The following is a 19,623-nucleotide window of genomic DNA, read 5'->3' as shown; positions in this document are numbered from 1 at the left end:
TATTCTTGTGAAATCTTTGCATTATGTGTTCTGAAATTTCATTCGGTGTCGGGGCAAATTAATCTCATGTCCTTGCGGATAAGGTTCCCGATGGGTAGGGCTAACATCTTCTTTGATCAAACGCTGGGTTTTATATTGATCTTTGGCATCCATATAACGCGGGTCGGCAATAAAAGGCATTTTGGCCATTTTGGTAATGGTGATTGTCGGGAAATGATAATCGACCTCGACAGTTCCTAAAAGCAGATAACAGCCGCCACCTTTAAAAGGATGTTGAGCCAGGCAATCCGGGAAATGTGCCGTGTCAAAATAAGTACCCTCATGATCAATCCAGGTCCCGAAATACATATTGCCTTTTTTGGTAGGAACCTGTTTTCTGGAGATCAGATACGCCAGCATACGGACTTGTTTTTTATGATGAGCCACTAAATCCTTGGCCATAATATCGCCGCGATGTTTGGTTTGCAAAAGGTCAAAAACGCTGCACGATACAGGGAAACTCAGTAATTCAATTTCATCAAAAGCATCTTCGTATAAAGAGCGTTCCAGTGTTGGAAGTTTGTATTCTTTAACGGGTTCCTGCAGGAGCATCAAACTTCTGTTTTCGGGTTTGAAATTGTTTAAAAGCAAGCTGGCGATAACCAAAAGCTGATTTTTGGTTTTTCCTGTAAAACGAAAAGCATCTATGAAAATCAAAATTTTCATGCTTTCAATTCCAATTGGAATTCGATTGATAAAATCTTCCAAAGAAAGAAAAGCACCGTTTTTCTCCCGATCCGATTCAATCAAATGAGCCGTTTTTGATTCCAGGCTTTGCAGATGCATAAAGCCCAGATAAATATCAGTTCCATAAACCGTAGTTTGATATTCGCTTTTATTCACGCACGGATTATGAATTCTTGCCCCGGACATTCTCGCCTCGTGTATATAAACCTCGGTTCTGTAAAATCCGCCCTGATTGTTGATTACCGCTGTCATAAATTCTACAGGATAATTGATCTTGAGATATAAACTCTGATAACTCTCAACAGCATAAGAAGCCGAGTGCGCTTTGCAAAATGAAAATCCGGCAAAGGATTCAATCTGGCGGTAAATTTCCTGACTAAGCCCTTCAGGATGTCCTTTCTGGGCGCAAGAGGCAAAGAAATTATCTTTTACTTTTTGTAAAGCCTCGACAGATCTCCCTTTTCCGGACATGGCCCGGCGCAGGATATCACCATCAGGGGCAGGGAGTCCGCCATAATGCTGGGCAATTTTGATCACATCTTCCTGATAGACCATAATACCGTAAGTCTCGCCCAGATGCTCCTTAAACACCTGATGAAAATACTCAAACTGATCGGGATTATTATGACGAAAAATATACTCCTTCATCATGCCCGATTGTGCCACGCCGGGACGAATAATAGAAGATGCCGCTACCAGTATTTTATAATTATCACAATTGAGTCGGCGCAATAATCCACGCATGGCAGGACTTTCAATATAAAAACAACCAATGGTTTTGCCTTGTGCCAAATGAACATTGCACATAGCTTCATCTTTTGAGATCGAAGTATTGCGAATATCGACTTTTATGCCCCTGTTTTTCTCAATGAGTTTCACGCTGTCATCAATATGCCCAATACCGCGCTGACTTAGAATATCGAATTTTTCAAAACCAATTTCCTCGGCAATGTGCATATCAAAAAGTACAATAGGAAATCCTTTTGGAGGCATTTCCAGGGGTGTATAATTGGTAATGGGCTCTTCAGAAATGATAATCCCGCAAGAATGCATACTGCGCTGATTGGGATATTTATTCATCATCAGGCTATATTGCTGAACCAGTTTTACAATAGAATTGCTTTGGTGTAATGCCATGGGATTTTTGGCCAGCATATCGAGTTCTTCTTTTGGAAGGCCAAACACTTTTCCTACTTCCCTGAAAATAGAGCGGTGTTTGAATTCGACATTGGTTCCGCAAAAAGCAACATGGTCCTTTCCATATTTACCGAAGATATATTCTAAAATGGTGTTGCGCTCCTTCCAGCTCCAGTCGATGTCAAAATCCGGAGGGCTTTTTCGGTTTAAATTCAAAAAACGCTCAAAATACAAATCCAGTTCTATGGGGCAGATATCGGTAATTCCCAAACAATAGGCAATAATACTATTGGCTCCGCTGCCCCGGCCAATATGCATAAAACCCTGACTGTTGCTATATTGAACAATATCCCAGGTGATCAGAAAATAACCGCTGAATTCTAATTGGTCAATTACTTTTAGTTCTTTCTCGACACGTTTTTGTGCCGCCTGATTATTCTCACCATAACGCCATCGTAAACCTTCTTGAGCTAATTGGGTTAGCTTTGCAATATCAGTTTGACGGTTTTCAGTAAAAAACTTCTTGTTTTTTGGCGTTTTAAAATCATATTCAAAATTGCAGCAGTCAATTATTTGCTTTGTGTTGGCTATAATTTCAGGATAACTTTCATAATAGGGTAAAAGGTCTTCTAAAGGCAACATTTTCTCCGAAGCCTTGCAATAATCAGACTCTGTTAACTTTGATAAAATGATATTGGTATCAATGGCCCGTAGAATTTTATGCAGGTTAAATTCTCTTTTATTGCTAACAGTCACCGATTGAAGCACAAGCATTTTTGCTGTTTTATTTTTATGTTCCGAGGTAAGAAGCCTTAGAACTTCATCGGGGCGAATTCCGATAAATTCATTCTCCCGCAAGACTGCCGGAGCATTCTCTAAGGTATAAATTACAAAAACCGAATCAAATTCAGGAGCAATTAATGGTAAGGGTTCTCCGCTAAAATTATGTTCTGTCAAAAAACGATTCATTTGGCCAAGTCCGTGAGCATTTTTAGCCAGACCAATATATCTGAATTGATGATCAGAGCGAAATTCCATTCCCACAAGAGCCTTGATGCCTTTCTCATCGCACTTTCTTATAAAATCATAAATTCCAGTTACCGTATTAATATCGGTAAGTGCCATCGCTTTTACACCACATGAGACAGCCTGCCCGATAAGCTCATCAAGAGGAATCGTGCCGTAGCGTAGCGAATGATAGGAATGAGAGTTGAGATACATGATTTTATTTGGTGCGTTTTAAAATTTCGTCTTTATTATTGGGTTTAAAAGAAGCCCCTGCGCAGCGCATGACGGCATCAAAACCATAACGGCTTTTCATTTTATCCATCGCGGCATAAAGGGAAAGCATTTCCTCTGTATCTTCAAAAAGATTAATTTGATAGGTTCCCCGAACCAGTCCGCTAAAGCGAATACCAATCAAACGCAATCGCATACGACGCTGATACACTTTATCAAATAGCTCCATTACATTTTTGGTCAGAATGTGATCTGCAGAGGTATAGGCAATTTTGCATTGCTTGGTTTCGGTATCAAAATTGGCGTAACGTATTTTAACTGTAATGGTTGAAGTTAGCCATTGCTCAGAGCGTAATTGAAAGGCCAGTTTTTCAACCATGCCAATCAATATGGATTTTAGCATGATAATATCGATGGTGTCCTGAGAGAAAGTATGTTCGGTAGAAATCGATTTTCTCTCCGTGTAAGGCTCTACAGGGGTGTTGTCAATTCCATTGGCTTTTTTCCAGATATCCAGACCATTCTTACCAATCATTTGCTGGAGAACCTCGGGAGGCATTTCAGATAAAGTCTGAATTTTACGAACGCCAATTCGCGATAACAACTGAAAAGTCACACTGCCAACCATGGGTATTTTCTGAATCGATAAGGGATTGAGAAAAGCCTGTACATTTCCCTGGGGGATTTCTAAATTTCCTTTTGGTTTGCCCTCGCCGGTGGCAATTTTAGAAACGGTTTTATTGACCGATAGTGAAAAACTAATGGGTAATCCGGTTTCTTTAATCACCGATTGAGCCAGTTCATCTGTCCATTTGTAACTGCCGTGAAATTTGTCCATTCCGGTAATATCGAGATAAAATTCATCGATGCTGGCTTTCTCCATTATCGGCGCTTTTTCCTGAATCACCTGGGTAACATCATGTGATAGTTGAGAATATAATTCCATATCACCTTTCATTATTTTGGCTTGAGGACAAAGTTTCATCGCCATATGGATAGGCATGGCTGAGCGTACTCCAAAACGACGGGCTTCATAGGAACAGGACGCTACAACGCCACGATCACCCCCGCCAATAATAAGCGGAATACCTCTTAATGCTGAGTTGGTTAACCTCTCGCAGGATACAAAAAAAGTATCCAAATCCATGTGTACAATTGCCCTTGTCATCTCCTTGTTTTTGTATGAAACAAAATTAGTACAGATGATAACATTTTTTTGTATATTTGTTGTTCCAAATTATAACAAATTAATTATGTCCTTATTTTCAGATAACATCAGAGCATTGAGGGTTAAGCATAAAATATCTCAGGAGAAATTAGCTGAAAACCTTAGAATTACCCGAGGAAGATACGTTAAATACGAAGATGGAACCTCCGAGGCGCCATATGATATTTTAAAGCAGATTGCTTTATATTTTCATATGAGTATTGATTTATTATTGTCTGTGGACATACGTAAAATCAATATAGAAAACTTGATAAAATTAGAAGGCAACCGACTTATTTTACCCATACAAGTAGATAGTTTTGGGGAGAATTATATCGAGATTGTATCTCAAAAGGCCAAAGCAGGTTACCTAAACGGATATGCCGATCCGGAATATATCGAGAGTCTGCAACAGGTTTCTCTTCCGTTTTTAGGACCGGGAAAACACCGCGGATTTCCCGTAGAAGGCGATTCAATGCCCCCACATGAGGACGGATCTATTATCATTGGTCGCTATGTAGAGAGGCTAGGAGAGGTCATGGATGGCAGAACCTATATCTTGATTACCAAAAATGAAGGGATGGTCTACAAACGTCTGAACAAGAATAAAAAGAATGCTTTGGTTTTGGAATCCGACAATCGTTTTTATCCCAATTATGAAGTGAAGGCTTCAGATATTTTAGAAATCTGGGAGTATGAATGCAGCATCGGGCGAAGTGATAAACGCCATGAACAAACAGAATCTCAAAGTATGAAGGATTTGCTTTTGGAAGTGAAAAGAGAAGTAATGGAAATTAAAAATAATACGTCAAATACGTAAGAGTTTATACTGGGTGAGATAAACAAAATTTCATCAAATATGATTTACCTCTTCTATTTGCATTTCTCAATATGCTATGAGTTATGATTCTGATAGTCAAAGCAAAGAAGATGCAGGATATAAAAAACATCAAATAGGGGACATTCAAAGGGGCAAAAGGAACTGAAATGTGGCCTTATAGGATACATGAAGTCGGTCTGAATAATTTTAAGGGAAAAAATAAAAGCTAAATGATATTTATTCTTTACACAGGAATTGGAAGTTTTATAACCAGAACAAATTTTACAGTTACACAATGGAATGAAAAATTGTATAGATTTCAAAAGTTGGTAGGCTTTATTGATGATAAAGAATTACTGGAAGAATTGAAATTTGTATATCATCTGGATCATAAGGATATTGAATGTATTAATAGCATCATTGTTAAAGATAACTTCAAAAATATTAGATTTCAAAATAAAGCTTTTGAAGGATTTAGATATGCTGAGAACTATTTTGATTTTACTAATGTAAAAGGGCAGATTTTATATTTTGAAGATTGGGATTTCATATTTCGAAGATTTAATGAAGAATATTTTCTTTGGTGCTTTTTAGGGGGAATAGCAGATATTCAAAGAGAAATTAAATTGAGTGAAGAGCATATCGAAAGGTATAAAGAGATTGGATTGGCACAAATAGACTATTTAATTGATGATTTAAAAAGACTGAACAATTCAATTGAGTATGAAACAGCAATTTTACAGGATAGAAAATTACTCTAAATGCAGATTAAAACTTCCTTTAAAAAGACCATTAAGACAATGAATTTCTAAAAGACCTTCACAAAACCAAGCCCATATTGTTGCCCATTATAAAAAGGCATTATCATAGAAGCTGAATTACTTTCAGAAGATGATTTGAATAATTTTCTGGTAATATACGGATTGATCCAATAGGCCAATTTAGTACTCAAAATCCCAATTCCTGCTCCCGCGGCAACATCAGTGAGCCAATGGCGGTTGTTGTAAATTCTAAATAATCCCGTTCCCGTTGCGACGGCATAACCTGCAATTCCATACCAGATCGATTTGTCTTTGTATTCCTGCCATAAAAACTCGGCTCCTGCAAAAGCAGTTGCTGTATGTCCGGAGGGGAAAGAGTTCTTCGAACTTGCATCTGGTCGTTCTTCTTTTACAATTGACTTTAAACCCAAAACCGTTGAAGCCATTATAACATAAGACGTTACAAAAATCACCGAGCGATCGCGCATATTGTTCTTGCCCTTTACTCCAAAAGCATTCAAAGCATACACAGATGCCGCAGGGGCATATTGCGAGAAGTCATCAATGGTGATTTTCTCATCAATATCTTCGGTAACTTCAGCCTTGATTTGGTGATTGAAGCTTAAGAGCTGATCATTTCCAATTCCAATTACGCCATATCCAATTAATACTCCTGGAATGATCAATTGCTTGTAATTGAATTTTAAATGATTTGAAGTACTGTCAAGTTTTGTTATAGAATCGTTTTGTTGTGCATTTGCACTTAAAAAAACGAATAAAAATACCAGAGAAACCGCTTTGTAAAACATCTGTCGTTATTGTTATAAGTTGCAATAATAACGAATGCCTGATGCAATTATTTGGAGCTTAATTGAACCTTAAGTTAATATTAATCTGTTGGTTTTAAAACAGATAGTTTAATTAAGATTGACTAAAATATTGTATTTTTTAAAGATCGATCAAGCTATTGTTTTTAACCATTTTTTCATTTCTGAAATTACATCTTCATTTTTGTGAAATTTACCGTTTTTGATTTGAGCTCGACTTATTTCAATAGAAGACTCCTCTTTAGTAGTTAATTCATATAAATGCTTTTCAGATGTTTCTTCTTTATTCATAATCTAAAATAATTTTAATAAAAATAAATAATAATTAAACTTTGAGCGAAAACCAAAAAGTACTTCCCAAACCTAAATTGCTTTCAACGCCAATGCTACCATTCTGGGCTTCAATAAATTCTTTACTGATGGCCAGACCAAGTCCTGTTCCTGATTTTTGACTTCCGGGAATCTGAAAATATTTATCGAAAACCTTGTCTTTATATCTGGCATCAATTCCTTTTCCGGTATCGATCACCTGAAATATGATCTGATCATTTTCCTGTTTTAATTTAATGACAATCGTACTTTTTTCAGATGAATAGGTAATGGCATTGGAGAGATAATTAATTAAAACCCAGCCTGTTTTCTCGCTGTCGGCTCTTACATCCTGTAGATTTTCATCGGCATCAATTAGGAGTTTGATTTGTTTTTGATCGGCCTGAATCTTTACCGCTTCGGTAGCATAATGTACAATAGCATAGGGATTACTTTTCTCGATATTCAACTGAATGTTTCCGGTTTCCAGTTGTGATAAATTCAGCAATTCACCTGTTATTTTCAATAAACGCTGACTGTCATCTTTAATACTTTCCACCAATTGTTTCTGGTCATCATTCATCTGGCCAGTTTTGGTATTTTCAAGCAATTGAAGACTTAGTTTTATAGAAGCAATTGGTGTTTTTAATTCATGGGAAACCGTCGCTATAAAATTGGTTTTGGCAAAATCAAGTTCTTTAAATAAGGTAATATTTCGAAGGATAATCACATCGCCAATATTGATTTGTTTTTCTTCTCCCGTTGGTGTTATGGTAATATTGATGGTTTCCTTATCAAAATAACTTTCTTTTGCGTTAGCAAAAATCTTCAAAGGCTGTTTTTTCTGAGAATCAGAGGCTAATTCTTTCAAGATCAAAGAACGAATTAGGTCATTGGATAAAGCCAAAGTCGAAGCCGATTGACCAATAAGATCTTCAGATTTCATTCCGATAATTTTCAAGGCTTCATCATTTGCAAACAACACCAGACCTTCATTATCCAACCCAATAATAGGATCGTGCATATTGTTGATAAGGGTTTCAAGTCGTTTTTTCTCGAAGAATAATTTGTACAAATTACTATTGTTGTATTCCTGAAGTTTTTGCGCCATGGTATTAAAGGATTTGGCCAGATCTCCATATTCGTTATGATTGGTAAAATGCACACGTTCCGAATAATTTTTATTGGCAATCTCTTTAATACTCTGGGTGAGTTCTTTAATAGGGTTGGCAATATTATTGGGCAGATTCACCAGTAAATTAAAGGCAATTAAAAAACATAAAGTTCCCACAATGGCAATCCATAAATTGGCCGTCTCGGCGGTATGTTTGGCAATATCGCTTTTCTGCTTTATGGCATCGAGATTGAGTTTCATAATGGCAAAAATATCCTGTCTGATTTGTGTTTTTACCGCTTCATTTGAACTGTTTTTTTCTAAAAGAGAAAAGCTTTTCTCCAGACTTGCTGTTGCTTCTTTTTCACCGGGCTCAGTAACATTTTGTATTTGTTTTTGCAAATATTCTTTAAAAGTATGAAGCTTGTTATCGGTACTGATTGTAGTTCCATCCAAAGACAAAATCATATTTCTGGAATATTCCAGGGTATTATAATTGGCTTTGAGAATATTCTCAGTGTCTGCTTTTATCAAAAAAACAGAATACCCACTCACTAGCGAGAGTATAATAATCATTAAAAATAACAATCCAACTCCCAGATTCAATTTAGTTTTAATTCTCATGACGTTTATTTAAAAACAAGTTTTTCTATATAGGAACCGTTAAGTTATTAAGTTTTGTAAGTTCAAAGCTTTAAGTTTTCTTAATTTCTTAATGGTAAAAAAAATTACGATAAAATAACAAGGTCTACATTCGATAAAGACAGACTGTTTAGTAAACGTCTGAAAATCGTTGTAGACAAAATTACTTTAAATAAATTCAAATGCGGTTTTCCGATGCAAACAGTTGTGATGTGTTTTTCTTCCACCGCCATTAAAATAGCATCGGCAATATTTTTATTTTCTAATTTAATGACTTCCGCGCCCAATTGTACGGCCAGTTTAAAATTATTAATCAAATGGCGTTGTTTGTCCAGCGCTATTTTAGTACTGCTTTCCTTTGGCGTTTCTACATACAAAACATACCAGGACCCGTTGTAATAACTCGCCAAACGCGCTGCCTTTCTAATTACGATTTTAGCCGTTTTATCATTACTGCTAATACAGGCCAAAAGTTTTTCGTGTCTTAAAGCATGTAGCTGAGGCACTTCGCTTTCCACTTTTCGAACCACCTGACTTGCTACTTCTTTCAGGGCCAATTCACGCAATTGTAAAATCTGATCGGATTTAAAAAAGTTGGTCAACGCGGTCTGAATTTTATCAGGTGTGTAAATTTTCCCTTCTTTTAAACGCGCAATCAAATCTTCAGCCGTTAAATCGATATTGACCACTTCATCTGCCAACCGCAAAACATTATCGGGAATTCGTTCCTGAACATCAACATTTGTAATGCGTTTTACATCTTCATTCAGACTCTCAATATGCTGAATATTCACTGCCGAGATTACATTGATTCCCGCCTCGAGAATCTCCAGAACATCCTGCCAGCGTTTTTCGTTTTTACTTCCTTCAACATTGGTATGGGCCAATTCATCCACAATTACCACTTCAGGTCTCAGATTGATAATGGCCTGTACATCTAGCTCCTCGAGCTCTTTGCCTTTATAGAAAATGGTTCGCCGCGGAATAAGGGGCAAACCAGATAAAAGTTCATGCGTTTCCTTTCGCATATGGGTTTCGATGTAACCAATTTTCACGTCGATTCCGTTTTTCAGTAATGAATGCGCCTCTTGTAGCATCCGATACGTTTTTCCCACACCGGCGCTCATCCCAATATAGACCTTAAACTTTCCTTTTCGTGATTTCTGAATTAAATCGAGAAAGTGCTGTGCATTATTTTCTTTTTCCTGTTCCATGATTTTGACTGAAGGTGCTAAGTCATAAAGTTTTTTTAATAATTAAACCATTAAGATAGTAAGCCAATAAAGACAAAGCTTAACTTTCTTACTATCTTAATGGTAAAAAAACAAATTTTAATGTTTAAAAACTAATCGCCAGCGAAGTCGTTACAAAGGTATTGGTATCGGTTGGGAGATTGTCTTTTGTAAATATTTCATCTTTACTTGAAAGATTTCTTGCCTCGATTCTAAACATTACATTATCAGTAACTAAGTAATCAAAGTTAGCTGAAAATCCGTAAGTTTTAAAACCGTTTGGAGTTCCTGTTGAAATAATAACTCCTTTTTCATCACTATAATATTCGCCACGGGCTGCAAGCTGAATTTTATCTGTTGGTTTGTATTGCAGAATCAAAACAGGCGAAAACCAGGTATCGTATTTATTGCTGTCTTTAGCCGCTTGTTGCGATCCAATATCAAAACCAGCCGTAAGATTTGTTTTGTCGCCTAGCTTAAATTGCCCGTAAAAGTTATTAAAATAACGCCATTTTTTCTCAATATCCGCTTGCTCATTTCCAACATAGGTGCTCCAGTTCAAAACTACGCTCTGCGATGGTTTATAGGTAACCTGCGTTCCAAAAGCAGGCGTTTGATTGCCTTTTACTTTCTCAATGCGTTGCCATCCATTTAAGTACATTCCGGCCAGATACCATTCTCCGGACTCAGAGGTATAACCAATTTTTACTCCCGTTTCATAATAAGGCGAGTTTTCAGCCAAAATACTTCTGCTCAGAGTCTGGCAATCTTTACCAATGGCACTTTCAAAACCTATATGAGCTGGCATGATGCCCGCATCAATCCATAAATTATGGTTTTGCGAGATCTTTACACCAACATTGGCCTCGTAAATGTTTTTCAATAAACCTTGTTCAGCGGCCATATTATATTCGGCGTAAGTTCCGGCCATTAAAGCAAAATTTCCACGAACATTATCTTTGGAATAATTCACTTTAGCCAGACCCAAATTGATGTTCACCTCATTGCTTTTATTAAAATTGTAAAAAAAGTTTGGTCGGGTATGATCATCGGGTTTTGCAAAATCATAACTATAATAAGTCTCTACATATCCCGAAAAGGTAAAGGGACTTTTTGTTTCTTCTTGCGCGTGTAAATTGCTAAAACCAAAAGCGATTAAAGCGGTAAGTATTATTTTTTTCATTTTTCTGGTATTCAATTATTTATTAGTAGATTTTTCCCCGCTATCTCTGTCGCGCGAGCGAAAGCGAACTGAGGAAGTAATTCTTTGTGTCGAACCCGACAAAAAAAGATTTTCAACTACTACGGGGCTAGGTCTTTTGGGGTAAAAAAGGGTGTTTATTATCCTAACAGGTTTTTAAAACCTGTTAGGTATTTATTGTAAGATTTGGTTATTTAAAAACGTATTACTTCAATCTATCAAGTGCAACATTCAATTCCAAAACATTAACTGTTTCAGGTCCCATAACAGCTGTGTTAATTTTAGATTCAACCAAAGCTTTTACTTTATTCTCGTCGAGTTTTCTTTCTTTAGCAACACGTTTGACCTGGATTAAAGCACCTTGTGGAGAAATATTTGGATCGAGTCCACTTCCTGAAGCGGTAACCATATCGGCAGGAATTTCTGATTTTTTCAAATAAGGATGAACAACTAAAAACGTATCGATTCTTTTTTGAACCAAAGCCAGATATTCAGCATTACTTGGTCCTTTATTACTACCTGCACTTCCGGCAGCATTATAATCAACAGCTGAAGGTCTTCCCCAGAAATAATTCGACTTATCGAATTTCTGACCAATTTTTTGGTATCCCACCACTTTTCCGTTCACCGAAATAGTTTCTCCTTTTCCATGATTTGGAGCAAATTGTGCAATTGCGTAAATGGCAAGAGGATAAATAACTGCAAAGAGAATTAAGGTAAGCAGTGTCAATTTTAATAGTGAAAATATTGTTTTCATTTTTTTATTTTTTGAGGCTCTAAGGTCCTAAGTTTCTAAGATGCTAAGGAAAAACCTTAGAACCTTAGTGACTTAGTATCTCACAAGCTTAGATTTACATAAATAGGGCAACCAACAAATCAATTAATTTAATTCCAATAAAAGGGACTATAAGTCCGCCTAGACCATAAATCAAAAGATTCCTTTTTAGAATTGCACTTGCACCAATTGGTTTGTAATCAACTCCTCTAAGTGCCAGTGGAATCAATATGGGAATGATAATGGCATTGAAAATTACTGCTGATAAAATCGCACTCTCAGGGCTGTGTAAATGCATGATGTTCAGACCTTCAAGCGCAGGAATCGCAGTAATAAAAAGAGCAGGAACAATAGCAAAATATTTCGCAACGTCATTTGCAATAGAAAAAGTAGTTAAAGTACCTCGGGTCATTAAAAGCTGTTTCCCAATTTCGATAATCTCAATTAACTTGGTTGGGTCATTATCAAGATCCACCATGTTTCCGGCCTCTTTTGCAGCCTGGGTTCCACTGTTCATGGCAACACCTACATTGGCTTGGGCAAGGGCAGGAGCATCATTGGTTCCATCGCCCATCATAGCCACTAATTTACCCAGGTTTTGCTCGTTTTTGATATAGTTCATTTTATCCTCAGGTTTCGCCTCGGCAATAAAATCATCAACACCGGCAGCCTCGGCAATAAACTTGGCCGTTAGGGGATTATCTCCGGTAACCATCACTGTTTTTACACCCATTTTTCTCAGGCGGTCAAAACGTTCTTTCATTCCCGTTTTTATGATATCCTGCAATTCGATAACACCTTGAACCTGGTCATTTTTAATTACAACTAGTGGCGTTCCTCCATTTGTAGAGATATCAATTACTTTTTGGGCAGTATCCTCAGGAAAAGAATTCCCGGCTTGTTTTGCAATGTTTTTTGCAGCATCCTGAGCCCCTTTTCTAATATTGGTTCCGTCTTTTAAAATAACTCCGGAAGTTCTGGTCTCAGCGGTAAATTTGATTAAAGTAGCACCTTCAATTGATAATTTATTGGCAGTTTCGGCTCCTGCCAGTTCCACGATACTTTTCCCTTCCGGAGTGTCATCGGCCAGTGAACTCAGTACAGCAGACTTTATAAAATCTTCCGGAGTAACACCTTTTGCTGGGTAGAAATTTGTTGCTTTTCTGTTTCCAATGGTAATGGTTCCGGTTTTATCCAAAAGAAGTACGTCGATATCTCCGGCAGTTTCAACCGCTTTTCCGGATTTTGTAATTACATTAGCTCGCAAGGCTCTGTCCATACCGGCAATACCAATTGCAGAGAGTAAACCTCCAATTGTAGTTGGAATCAAACAAACAAATAGTGCAATAAAAGCCGCAATCGTGATGGGTGCATTTGCATAGTCGGCAAACGGTTTTAGCGTAACGCACACAATCACGAAAATTAAAGTAAATGCGGCTAATAAAATAGTTAAGGCAATCTCGTTTGGTGTTTTCTGGCGGCTCGCCCCTTCAACCAGAGCAATCATTTTGTCCAAGAAACTTTCGCCAGGCTCAGAAGTTACAATTACTTTAATTTTATCAGATAGTACTTTTGTTCCTCCCGTTACTGATGATTTATCACCACCGGCTTCCCGAATCACAGGAGCACTTTCTCCTGTAATGGCGCTTTCATCAATAGTGGCCAAACCTTCGATGATTTCCCCGTCGGTTGCAATTAAATCACCGGCTTCACAAACGAAAATATCTCCTTTTTTCAATTCAGATGAACTGATGTTTTTGATTTCTCCGTTAGGCAAAATTTGTCTGGCAGGAGTTTCTTCGCGTGTTTTTCTTAAACTATCGGCTTGCGCTTTTCCTCTGGCCTCGGCAATAGCTTCAGCGAAATTGGCAAACAAAAGCGTTGCAAGTAAAATTAAAAACACAATTAGGTTATAAGTGAAACTACCCTGATCTGTTGCTCCCATTAAAATGGAAACACAAACAGCAAACATAATGGCAGTTCCTATCTCTACGGTAAACATTACCGGATTTTTGATCATCATTTTTGGATTCAGCTTCACAAAAGATTGCGCTAAGGCTTCTTTTACCTGTTTGCTTTCAAACAATGAATTGGATTTATTAGTTGTCATTTTTCTTTTATATTATTTTAAAGTAAAATATTCTGCCAATGGACCTAAAGCTAGCGCCGGGAAGAAGGATAAAGCGGCAATAATTGCGATTACGGCAAAAACCATTACACCAAAAATTGAAGTATCAGTTTTTAGGGTTCCGGCGCTTTCGGGAATGTATTTTTTATTGGCCAGTAATCCTGCGATTGCCAGTGGCCCAACGATAGGAATGAAACGGCTTAACAGAAGCACAATTCCTGTAGTGATATTCCAAAACGGATTGTTATCTCCTAAACCTTCAAAACCAGATCCGTTGTTGGCAGCGCTCGAAGTATATTCATATAACATTTCAGAGAATCCGTGATGTCCCGGGTTATTGAGCCAGCCTGTTGCATTTCCGCTAAACCAATAGCCCATTGCAGTATCATTTGCAGCAAAATAAGAAGCCAAAGCTGTACCTGATAATATTAATAAAGGGTGCAAAATGGCGATAAAAGCAGCAATTTTAACTTCCCGCGCTTCGATTTTCTTTCCTAAAAATTCAGGTGTTCGACCCACCATTAATCCGGAGATAAATACAGCCAGAATGATGAAAATATAAAAGTTTAAAATACCCACTCCACAACCTCCGTAAAACGCATTGACCATCATGGCAAGCAATTCCATAGCACCGGAAACCGGCATTGAACTATCGTGCATACTATTTACAGAACCTGTAGAAATTACAGTAGTTGCGATGCTCCAGAATCCTGAAACGGCAGGTCCAAACCGAACCTCTTTTCCTTCCATAGCCCCGGTTGCTTGGGCAATTCCCATTTTCTCGATAGCCGGATTTCCGTTCATCTCTGATATCATTGTTGGGATAACCAGCAGTAAGAATCCAACTGTCATGACCCCGAAGATTACGTAGGATAATTTTCTTTTCTTTAGATAAAAACCTAAAGCAAAAATCATAGCAAAGGGAACAATTAACTGAGACCATAATTCAACGGCATTGGTAAGATAAGTTGGGTTCTCTAGGGGATGCGCTGAGTTGGCTCCAAAGAATCCACCACCATTTGTACCTAAGTGTTTAATTGCTATAAATGCAGCAGCAGGTCCGCGGGAAACATCAACGTGATCCCCTTGTAGAGTCGTGATAGAATCTTTGCTGTCAAAATTCATTGGAGTGCCGCTAAAGGCTAAAATAGTGGCTACAATAACTGAAAGTGGCAATAAAATACGCGTACAGCTTTTAATGAAATAGTTGTAAAAATTACCTAGTTTATCTGTAGTTCTTTCTTTCATTGCAGTGAAAATCATCGCTGCAGCGGCCATTCCCACACCAGCAGAAACAAATTGCAAGAACATCAAGAACATTTGCGATAGGTAAGAAACTCCGCTTTCGCCTGAATAATGTTGTAAATTACAATTGACAACAAATGAAATGGCAGTGTTAAAGGCCAGATCCGGGCTCATAGATGGATTATTGTCAGGATTTAAAAATAATGACCCTTGAAACAATAAGACAAAAAAGCAAAGAAAGAACCAGATCATGTTGATACTTAAAAGTGCTTTTAAGTGCTCTTTCCAGTTCATTTCTTCAGTGGAATTGATACCGCTGATTTTAAAAATAAATTTTTCAATTGGATTGAAAATCGGGTCAAAGAATGTTTTATCACCCAAATAAACTTTAGCGATATATTTTCCTAATGGAATGGCTAAAACTATCGAAACGATAAAGATACTGATGACACCAAATAACTCTGTGTTCATATTTTGTTTGTTAGAAATTAAATAAAAATTTGGGTTTTTATAAAAACGCAATAAGTGTTATAAAGGCTAATGTCCAAGCCACATAAACAGATACCAACAGCGTTTTTTTTGATTGTGACTTTTTCATTTTTTTAGAATTTTTCAGGTTTAATTAATACATAAACCAAATAGCCAAAAACAGCGATGGAAATAATAAATAGTGCAGTCATGATTTAGATTTTTTCAAAGAATTCAACTGATTTAAAACAAATGGCAAAAAGCACAACAGCCAATGCGAGTAAAAGAAAAGTGATTAACATAGGTTTTAGAATTATTTAGATTATTGGATTTTAGATTTTTCAGAAGATTAACCAATTAAAGAGTTAACCCATTACACTTTATACGCCCGAGGTATTCACCTGTTTGATATATTCGGCTTTTAGCGTTTGAGGAAAAAGGTGTGAAATGTTGCAGTGACGCACTTCCATAAAAGAAGAAACTGAGAAAACGTACACATTAGAAATGGCATTTTTTGTTTCGATACTTCCATTAATAAATAGACGCTCGGCAAGTGCCAGACATTTTTTGGCACGAACGATATTACCCGAAATAATAGATTTTTTGGTGATATCGGCAAAACGTTCCGCTTGTTTGTAGATTGAAGTGACTTGATTTTTCATGAGAATGAATTTTTATGTTCTTCCCACTTATGCCAAAAGTCAGACCGAAAAGCAGCAGTATCACCTAAGGTGTTGCCAGTAAAGGAGTTGTGGTTTTATGCCAAAAATCAGGCATAAAAAAAGCCTATCAAAATGATAAGCTTTTATTGAAATGATAAGGTGTTGATTAAAATTAGTATTGGCCTTGTAATTTGGAATTTTACTTACTGTATACTGTACTCTTCCAATTTTCGATACAAAGTAGCAATCCCAATTTCAAGTAATCGCGCCGTTTCAGCCTTATTGCCTTTAGTATAGTTCAGCACTTTCTGGATATGGAGTTTCTCAACACTTTGCATAGAGAAAGCTGACATTGATTTGGTTGCTTTCTCGGGCTGATGCTGCATCTCGTATGGTAAAACATCGGAAGTTAGGGTATCTCCATTGCTTAGAATAACAGATCTTTCGATCACGTTTTTAAGCTCACGAATATTTCCCGGCCAGGAATAATGCTCTAGTTTCTGAAGAAAATCATCTGTTACATTCAGGTTCTTTTTATTTGTTTTTTCAGAGAATTGCTTCACAAAATATTGAGTAATAGGAGCAATGTCTTTTATTCTTTCGCGTAAAGGGGGAAGTGTAATCTCGAAAATATTCAAACGAAAATACAGATCCGAACGAAAACGGTGCTCTTCGCTTTCTGTTTTTAAATCTCTGTTGGTTGCCGCTATTAATCTGAAATTTGACTTTTTTGGAGTTGTATCACCAATGGGGATATACTGGCTGGTTTCTAAAACGCGCAGTAACTTGGCTTGCAGTTCAATTGGCATTTCTCCAATTTCATCCAGGAATAAAGTTCCGCCGTTGGCCTCTTCAATAAACCCTTTTTTATCCTTCAAAGCTCCTGTAAAAGCCCCTTGTTTATGACCAAAAAGTTCGCTTTCCAGAATTTCTTTGCTAAAAGTACTGCAGTTTAAGGCCACAAACGATTTACCGACGCGATTGCTGTTCTCATGAATTGCTTGCGCAAAAACTTCTTTTCCTGTCCCGGTCTCCCCGGTAAGCAAAACAGTCGAATCGGTTTTGGCTACTTTTTTGGCAAGATCAATAACTTGTTCGATTGCTTTAGATTTTCCTATAATGGTAGTAAAGGAATATTTATCGCCAATGCGCTTTTCGAGTTGTTTAACCTTTTTCTGCAAATGCGCTTTCTCGACAGCTTTGTACAAAAGCGGAATAATTTTGTCGTTATCATCACCTTTGACTATATAATCAAAAGCGCCATTTTTCATGGCCTGAACACCATCGGGGATATTTCCAAAAGCAGTTAAGAGAATAACTTCGATCAAAGGAAAACTTCCCTTTATGTTTTGCAGAAAATCAACCCCGTTTCCGTCAGGTAATTTTACATCACATAAAACAACATCAATATCGGTTTGCTCGAGTTTTTTAAAACCTGATTTTAAATCTTTGGCCTCAAAAACTTCAAAGCCTTCTGATTTTATAATACGTGCCAATAGACTTCTGAGTTTTTCTTCGTCGTCTATAATTAAAATTTTATGTGTCATTTGAGGAAAAAGGCTAGGATCGAAATTTATTTTTGAGATACAAATTTAGGCTTTAAATCATTCAACTTTTTTGATCGATGGCAAATTCTTGCAAAAAATAATTTTAAGCTCATAAAGTTATAAAATTAAGTTTTAAGCTACCTGGTGGCCATATTTAAATTATACTTATAACAGCATTAAAACATTTAACACTGATAAATTTTATAATTCTCTTAACATGAAAAAATTCAAGCTTTGTATCAAATGAAGTAATTTTGCATAAAAGCTACATTATATATGAAAGACTCAATTTCAATCTCAATATTAGAATTAGCTATCATTACACAAGATAGCAACGCCTCTGAAACATTTCAAAAAACAAAAGAAATCGCTCAACTAGCAGACAACTTAGGCTATAAGCGTTTCTGGCTCGCTGAACATCACAATATGGCGCACGTTGCCAGTTCGGCAACAGTAGTCTTAATTGGCTATATTGCCGGTCAGACAAAAGACATACGAGTAGGGTCAGGGGGAATCATGCTGCCCAATCACTCTCCTTTAGTAGTAGCCGAGCAATTCGGAACACTAGAGACGCTTTATCCCAACCGAATCGATTTAGGATTAGGAAGAGCGCCGGGCACAGATCAGCCCACTGCCGAGGCGATCCGAAAAGACTTTTTTGAACAGGCGCAACGCTTTCCTCAAAACGTAACCAAACTTCAGGATTATTTTTCTTCTGAAAACGCCACAGCAAAAGTAAGGGCATTTCCAGCCGAAGGAACAAATGTTCCCATCTGGATTCTGGGATCAAGTACAGAGAGCGCCGCCCTTGCCGCAGCTTACGGATTGCCTTATGCCTTTGCCGGACATTTTGCGCCACGCCAAATGATACAGGCCTTTGAGTTCTACCGCGAAAACTTCCAGCCTTCGGAATTTTTAGACAAACCCAAAACAATGGCTTGTGTTAATATCATTGCGGCCGACACCAATGAAGAAGCTGAAAGACTATCTACAAGTTTGTATCAAATGTTTCTCAATTTAATTCGAGGTGATCGTAAAGGTCTACAGCCACCCGTAGATTCATTAGATGATATTATGAGCGAGGAAGAACGCTTTCATGTCAATCAAATGACTGCATGTACTTTTACAGGAGATAAAGAACAACTAATAAGAGATCTTAAAAAGTTCATTGACTATGCGCGCGTAGATGAGCTAATGGCAACAGGTCCAATTTTCGATCATCAGGCCAAGCTTAAAAGCATCCACATTACAAAAGAGGTAATAGATAGTATAAATGCTATATAAGCATAGTTCTTTATTGCTTATATATAAGGTAAGATCTGAGTTCAACAAACCCGGCAGTTTTAAATCCTGTCGGGTTTGTTTTTGATACATATATAGAAAAGAGCTACTCAGCTGGCAAAGGTGAAGCTTTTGGGAATCTGAACAGAAGACCCGGAGCGGGTCAGGGAATTTACAATATTGGAATTCTCATAAGTCTTGGAGGTAAAAACACTTAAAAAACAGTCCAAGTCGCCTAATGCTGGCCGGGATCAAAAAACTTTGCCTTGTAAAAACCACCCAACCAGCCATTTATAAAAAAT

Annotated in this window: 16 protein-coding genes; 3 read left to right on the top strand and 13 right to left on the bottom strand. The window is 37.3% G+C overall.

Annotated features, from left to right (window positions below):
- Positions 1–21: 21 nt before the first annotated feature.
- Positions 22–3,084 (bottom strand): DNA polymerase III subunit alpha, encoded by a 3,063-nt coding sequence (dnaE, locus tag IRZ78_RS17830; RefSeq protein ID WP_194617823.1) that lies wholly within the window; start codon positions 3,082–3,084, stop codon positions 22–24.
- A gap of 4 nt (positions 3,085–3,088) precedes the next feature.
- Positions 3,089–4,270, bottom strand: a complete 1,182-nt coding sequence (gene dinB, locus IRZ78_RS17825) for a DNA polymerase IV (RefSeq protein ID WP_194617822.1) — start codon at positions 4,268–4,270, stop codon at positions 3,089–3,091.
- An 85-nt stretch (positions 4,271–4,355) separates the two neighbouring features.
- Here dinB and IRZ78_RS17820 point away from each other — a divergent pair, with 85 nt between their 5' ends.
- Both IRZ78_RS17820 and IRZ78_RS17815 read left to right on the top strand, forming a co-directional pair.
- Positions 4,356–5,129 carry a LexA family transcriptional regulator gene (locus IRZ78_RS17820; RefSeq protein ID WP_194617821.1) on the top strand — a complete coding sequence of 258 codons (774 nt, stop codon included), beginning with the start codon at positions 4,356–4,358 and terminating at the stop codon, positions 5,127–5,129.
- A gap of 230 nt (positions 5,130–5,359) precedes the next feature.
- A complete protein-coding gene (locus tag IRZ78_RS17815; RefSeq protein WP_194617820.1) occupies positions 5,360–5,890 on the top strand; it encodes a hypothetical protein in 531 nt (176 codons plus the stop codon).
- A gap of 47 nt (positions 5,891–5,937) precedes the next feature.
- On the opposite strand, the gene IRZ78_RS17810 is transcribed toward IRZ78_RS17815, so the two are convergent.
- The 11 genes from IRZ78_RS17810 to IRZ78_RS17760 form a co-directional block, all read right to left on the bottom strand.
- On the bottom strand, positions 5,938–6,699 hold the full coding sequence (locus IRZ78_RS17810; RefSeq protein ID WP_194617819.1) for a phosphatase PAP2 family protein: 762 nt from the start codon (positions 6,697–6,699) through the stop codon (positions 5,938–5,940).
- A 150-nt stretch (positions 6,700–6,849) separates the two neighbouring features.
- A complete protein-coding gene (locus IRZ78_RS17805) occupies positions 6,850–7,008 on the bottom strand; it encodes a hypothetical protein (RefSeq protein ID WP_194617818.1) in 159 nt (52 codons plus the stop codon).
- Positions 7,009–7,042: 34 nt separating this feature from the next.
- Positions 7,043–8,764, bottom strand: coding sequence for an ATP-binding protein (locus IRZ78_RS17800; RefSeq protein ID WP_194617817.1), 1,722 nt, complete (start codon positions 8,762–8,764; stop codon positions 7,043–7,045).
- 104 nt (positions 8,765–8,868) lie between these two features.
- Positions 8,869–9,996: a sensor protein KdpD gene (locus IRZ78_RS17795; RefSeq protein WP_194617816.1), complete on the bottom strand. Its 1,128-nt coding sequence runs from the start codon at positions 9,994–9,996 to the stop codon at positions 8,869–8,871.
- Positions 9,997–10,120: 124 nt separating this feature from the next.
- On the bottom strand, positions 10,121–11,197 hold the full coding sequence (locus IRZ78_RS17790) for a porin (protein WP_194617815.1): 1,077 nt from the start codon (positions 11,195–11,197) through the stop codon (positions 10,121–10,123).
- A gap of 223 nt (positions 11,198–11,420) precedes the next feature.
- Positions 11,421–11,972 (bottom strand): K(+)-transporting ATPase subunit C, encoded by a 552-nt coding sequence (locus tag IRZ78_RS17785; RefSeq protein ID WP_194617814.1) that lies wholly within the window; start codon positions 11,970–11,972, stop codon positions 11,421–11,423.
- A 94-nt stretch (positions 11,973–12,066) separates the two neighbouring features.
- Positions 12,067–14,100 (bottom strand): potassium-transporting ATPase subunit KdpB, encoded by a 2,034-nt coding sequence (gene kdpB / locus IRZ78_RS17780; protein WP_194617813.1) that lies wholly within the window; start codon positions 14,098–14,100, stop codon positions 12,067–12,069.
- A gap of 12 nt (positions 14,101–14,112) precedes the next feature.
- The gene (kdpA, locus tag IRZ78_RS17775; protein WP_194617812.1) at positions 14,113–15,834 is read right to left on the bottom strand and encodes a potassium-transporting ATPase subunit KdpA; all 1,722 of its coding nucleotides are present in this window, start codon (positions 15,832–15,834) and stop codon (positions 14,113–14,115) included.
- A 131-nt stretch (positions 15,835–15,965) separates the two neighbouring features.
- Positions 15,966–16,043: a K(+)-transporting ATPase subunit F gene (kdpF, locus tag IRZ78_RS17770; protein ID WP_072975519.1), complete on the bottom strand. Its 78-nt coding sequence runs from the start codon at positions 16,041–16,043 to the stop codon at positions 15,966–15,968.
- Positions 16,044–16,211: 168 nt separating this feature from the next.
- Complete coding sequence (locus tag IRZ78_RS17765) at positions 16,212–16,493, bottom strand: hypothetical protein (RefSeq protein ID WP_055094560.1); 282 nt, start codon at positions 16,491–16,493, stop codon at positions 16,212–16,214.
- A gap of 203 nt (positions 16,494–16,696) precedes the next feature.
- Entirely contained in the window at positions 16,697–18,040 is a 1,344-nt protein-coding gene (locus tag IRZ78_RS17760) for a sigma-54 dependent transcriptional regulator (protein ID WP_194617811.1), read from the bottom strand.
- 276 nt (positions 18,041–18,316) lie between these two features.
- On the opposite strand from IRZ78_RS17760, the gene IRZ78_RS17755 reads away from it, so the two are divergent.
- Positions 18,317–19,324, top strand: a complete 1,008-nt coding sequence (locus IRZ78_RS17755; RefSeq protein ID WP_194617810.1) for an LLM class flavin-dependent oxidoreductase — start codon at positions 18,317–18,319, stop codon at positions 19,322–19,324.
- The last annotated feature ends 299 nt before the right edge of the window (positions 19,325–19,623 follow it).

It is taken from the genome of Flavobacterium sp. CSZ, from assembly GCF_015350725.1.
Classification (GTDB): Bacteria; Bacteroidota; Bacteroidia; order Flavobacteriales; family Flavobacteriaceae; genus Flavobacterium.
This window is presented reverse-complemented; position numbering and strand designations above follow the sequence as displayed.